Origin of the sequence: Methylibium sp. T29 (assembly GCF_000576205.1) — a bacterium.
In the GTDB taxonomy this organism is placed as follows: Bacteria; Pseudomonadota; Gammaproteobacteria; order Burkholderiales; family Burkholderiaceae_C; genus Methylibium; species Methylibium petroleiphilum.
Window position 1 is genome coordinate 1 of the sequence record NZ_AZND01000282.1, and the last position, 3961, is coordinate 3961.

Consider the following 3961-nt stretch of genomic DNA (forward strand, 5'->3'; position numbering starts at 1 on the left):
CGAGCCGGCGCCCGAGCGGCCTCGTTCTCGCCGCGCAGGGCCTGGTTCTCGGCCTGGCAGGCCTGGGCGTAGAGCGGCTGGCCGGCGTCGGCGAGGCGGGCGCAGGCGGCATCCGAATCGGCGTAGCGGCCCTGCACGCGGTAGACGGTCGCCAGCGTCAGCAGCGCCTGCGGTTGGCGCGGCGTGGCGGCGAGCAAGGCCTGCAGTTCGGCGGCGGCGCCCTCGAAATCGTGCAGGTACTGGCGCAGCGTGGCGCGCTGCAGGCGGATCTCTGCGGGCGGCGCCGGATCGGCCTCCCAGGCGCGCAGCGCGCCGAGGGCCTGGCCCGCGAGCCGAGCATCGCCATCGTGACGGGCGCGCTCCAGCAGGCTGCGCGACAGTGCCAGTGCGGCCTTCGCGTCACGCGGTTGCGCCGACAGCTGGCGCCGCAGCGCGCGCTGCTCGCTCACGTAGGTGCCGAGCGTCGGCAGGGTCTCGACGATCTCGTCGTCGCTGGCGGGCCGCAGCGCGGCGGCCTGCGCAGAACAGGCCACCGCCAGCAGCCCGAGCCAGGCCGGCACGCGCCGGCAGGCGCGGCCGACGCTCATTCGTCGATCGACGTGGGGTAGGGCGCGCGGTCGTCCACGTTGTCCGGCGGCATCGTGACGGCGCTCACGTCGACCGGTTCGCTGTCGTCCAGCATGCGGCTGGCCAGGCTGGCGATGTAGTCGAAGAAGCCTGGTTGCTGGCGCTGGCGCTGTCGGGCGCCACGCTGTTGTCCTCGGCCGAGCCACCGCCTCCGCCCCCGCAGGCCGCCAGCGCGAGGCTGGCGGCCGCGGCGAGGAGCGCGGCCCGCAAACGTGTGGTGTTCATGGGGTGCTCCTCGGGGTCAGTGGCTGGTGCCGCCGATCGGCGTCGCCAGGTAGGGGAAGGCGCTCAGCAACGGCACCGTGGCCTGGTCGACGGCATCGTGCACCGCCGCCGAGGTGGCGCCCAGCGGCACGCTCGAAGGCTTGCACTGCGAGCTCAGGCTGCTGACACCCGGCACGCCGTTCAGGCCCAGCGCGTTGCCGTCGCCGTTGATCACGCACAAGCCACCCAGCACCGCGACGAGCGAGATGTCGACCACGTCGTCGTTCGGCCGCCGGCCGTTGGGGTAGCCGGCCAGGTCGACCGCCTGCGCCAGGTTCTGCGGCCCGCCGACGCGCAGCACCTCGCCGGCGACGCCGAGCCGGTTCTGCTGCGCGCGCGGCACCGGTGCGATCGCCGTGTTCAGGCGCAGCATCTCGGCCGGCGTGACGGTGGCGGGCTTGTTCACGCCGGCGATGCCGGTCAGGAACACCGTGGCCAGGTCGGTGCGCGGCAGGTTGGTCGGCGCCAGCGCGGCGGCATTGCCGTCCGCCAGCACCAGGCCCAGCAGCGCCGGCAAGGTCGGGTGGGTCACGTAGTCGAGGAACTGCGTGTCGTTCTGCGGCTTGGAGGCGTTGAACCGGTCCTTGTCCTTCAGCCCGATCACCACCTCGTTGACCAGCGGCATGCCCAGGCGCGACACCTGCACCCAGGGTCCGGCGTTCAGCGAGGCGGTCTGGTAGCCGGCCTTCGGTGCGCCCGACAGCAGCTGGCCCTGGCGCAGGCTGGCGGTGGTCCAGCCGCCGATCACCGGGTCGCTGCCGGCGGTCAGGCAGTCCTTGTGGATCTCGAGCGCCAGCGTGGTGACGTTCTTGTCGTCGATGGTGTTCGGCGCGGCATTGAGGTTCGCCGGGTTGGTGATGACGCTGGCCGGCGCATTGACCAGGTCGAAGATCGTGCCCAGGTTGACGGCGAACGGGTCCTTGCGCTGGCCGACGAACACCTTGCCGGGCGCGCTGCAGCCGGGGATGTTGACGCTGTAGACGTGCTGGGCGGCATAGGCGGGGTAGTCGGCGAGGGTCTTGACGCCGATGTTGTCGACCGGCTTGTCGAAGGTGGCGCTGCCGCCGGTGGCGTTGGTGATGGAGGCGCGGCTGCCGGAGCGGCGGTCGCCGCGCACGATGCCGACGGTGAAGGTCTCGGCGACGTTGAGGTTCGCGTCCTTGACGTTGGACACGGCGCCGGCCTGCGTCAGCGGGATCGACACCATCTTGTTGCCCACCGGCAGCTTGACGTCCTTCAGCGCGTTCAGGAAGCGGAACTGGAAGGTCAGGTCTTCCTTGGCGTCGCCGTTGTTGTCGATGTGGATCTCGTACAGCGCGTTCGGGTCCAGCTTGAAGTAGTTGGGGCCGCCGTAGGCGTCCTGCAGCGGCAGGTAGTTGGCGATCAGGGTCACGTAGTTCGCGCGGCCGGTCTCGTAGCTGCGGAACATGTAGAAGTCCGTGGCGTCGACCTTCGGGGCGGTGGTGATGAACGGGGCTTCGCGGTGGCTGGACGCCAGCGCGGCGCTGCCGGCGGCGCTCAGTGCGCAGGCCGCGACCACGAGCTTCAGGGCGCCGCTGCTGCGCGGGGGGTGATGTCGAGCATGCTGTCTCCTCAGGGTTGCGGTGGGACCGCAAGGTCCGACCCTCACCCGGAAGCGACGGTGCCGAGGCCCTGCTGGAGTCGCATACGCAGTCGCTGCGCGATCGGATGCAACGGCGTCATCCGGGTGACAGCGCTGACGCGTGTGCGTGATATCTTGGCTGGCACAGAACACGACACGGCGACGAACGGAGACCCCATGAGCCATACCATCGACTTGTCCGGCCGCGTGGCCCTGGTGACGGGCGCCTCCAGCGGCCTGGGCGCGCAGTTCGCGCTGACGCTGGCCGCCGCCGGCGCGGCGGTGGTGCTGGGTGGCCGCCGCATCGAGCGGCTGAAGACCCTGAGGGCCGAGATCGAGGGCCTGGGCGGCGACGCCACGTGGTCGGCGTCGACGTGACCGACCCCGACAGCATCCGCTCCGCGGTCGCCCACGCCGAGACCGAATGCGGCGCGATCGACATCCTCGTCAACAACTCCGGCGTCAGCACCACGCAACGCATCATCGACGTGACGCCGGAGGACTACGACTACATGATGGACACCAACACGCGCGGTGCCTTCTTCGTGGCGCAGGAGGTCGGCAAGCGCATGATCGCGCGCGCCAAGGGTGCGGCGCCGGGCACCTTCACCGGCGGGCGCATCGTCAACATCGCGTCGGTGGGCGGGCTCAAGGTGCTGGGCCAGATCGGCGTGTACTGCATGAGCAAGGCCGCGGTGGTGCACATGACGCGCGCGATGGCGCTCGAGTGGGGCCGCTACGGCATCAATGTGAACGCACTGTGCCCCGGCTACATCGACACCGAGATCAACCACCACCACTGGGGCACCGAGCAGGGCAAGAAGCTGGTGGACATGATGCCGCGCAAGCGCGTCGGCCAGCCCAAGGACCTGGACACCGCGCTGCTGATGCTGTGCGCCAACGAGAGCCATTTCATCAACGGCGCGGTGCTGCAGGCGGACGATGGATTCGGCCTCTGACGCCGGCGAGCGCCGGCCCGCGCGGGCAGCGCTGCGCGTGCTGTCGCTGATCGAGCAGCGCGTGGTGGCGGTGCTGGTCGAGAAGCAGCACACCGTGTCCGACAGTTACCCGCTGAGCCTGAACACGCTGCTGCTGGGCTGCAACCAGAAGACCGCGCGCGAGCCGGTGATCAATGCGACCGAGAGCGAGGTGCTCGCGGCGGTCGACGAGCTCAAGCGCCTGAGCCTGGTGATCGAGGTCAGCGGCAGCCGCGTGGCCCGCTACGAGCACAACCTGCAGCGCGTGCTGGGCGTGCCCAGCCAGGCCGCGGCGATCCTCACGCTGCTGATGCTGCGCGGGCCGCAGACCGCGGCCGAGCTGCGGGCCAACACCGAGCGGCTGCACCGCTTCGCCGACATCTCCTCGGTCGAGGGCTTCCTTGACGAGCTGGCGCTGCGCGAGCCGCCGCTGGTGGTGAAGCTGCCGCGCGCGCCGGGCTCGCGCGAGGCGCGCTGGGCGCAACTGCTC

Annotated in this window: 3 protein-coding genes and 2 pseudogenes; 2 read left to right on the forward strand and 3 right to left on the reverse strand. The window is 70.9% G+C overall.

The features are described 5' to 3' along the window. The 3 genes and pseudogenes from x551_RS19400 to x551_RS19405 form a co-directional block, all read right to left on the reverse strand. A pseudogene (locus x551_RS19400) lies at positions 1–587 on the reverse strand (hypothetical protein); the annotation flags it as partial. Between the two features lie 64 nt (positions 588–651). Then, positions 652–852 carry a hypothetical protein gene (locus tag x551_RS25515; RefSeq protein ID WP_152543595.1) on the reverse strand — a complete coding sequence of 67 codons (201 nt, stop codon included), beginning with the start codon at positions 850–852 and terminating at the stop codon, positions 652–654. A 16-nt stretch (positions 853–868) separates the two neighbouring features. Further along, entirely contained in the window at positions 869–2431 is a 1563-nt protein-coding gene (locus x551_RS19405) for a DUF4331 domain-containing protein (RefSeq protein ID WP_231497807.1), read from the reverse strand. Positions 2432–2671: 240 nt separating this feature from the next. Between x551_RS19405 and x551_RS19410 the strand changes: the two are divergent. Both x551_RS19410 and x551_RS19415 read left to right on the forward strand, forming a co-directional pair. Continuing rightward, positions 2672–3453 (forward strand): annotated as a pseudogene (locus x551_RS19410) (SDR family oxidoreductase). Next, the coding region (locus x551_RS19415; RefSeq protein ID WP_036250366.1) for a YceH family protein at positions 3437–3961 on the forward strand (525 nt) is incomplete at its 3' end. The pseudogene x551_RS19410 and the gene x551_RS19415, both read left to right, overlap by 17 nt.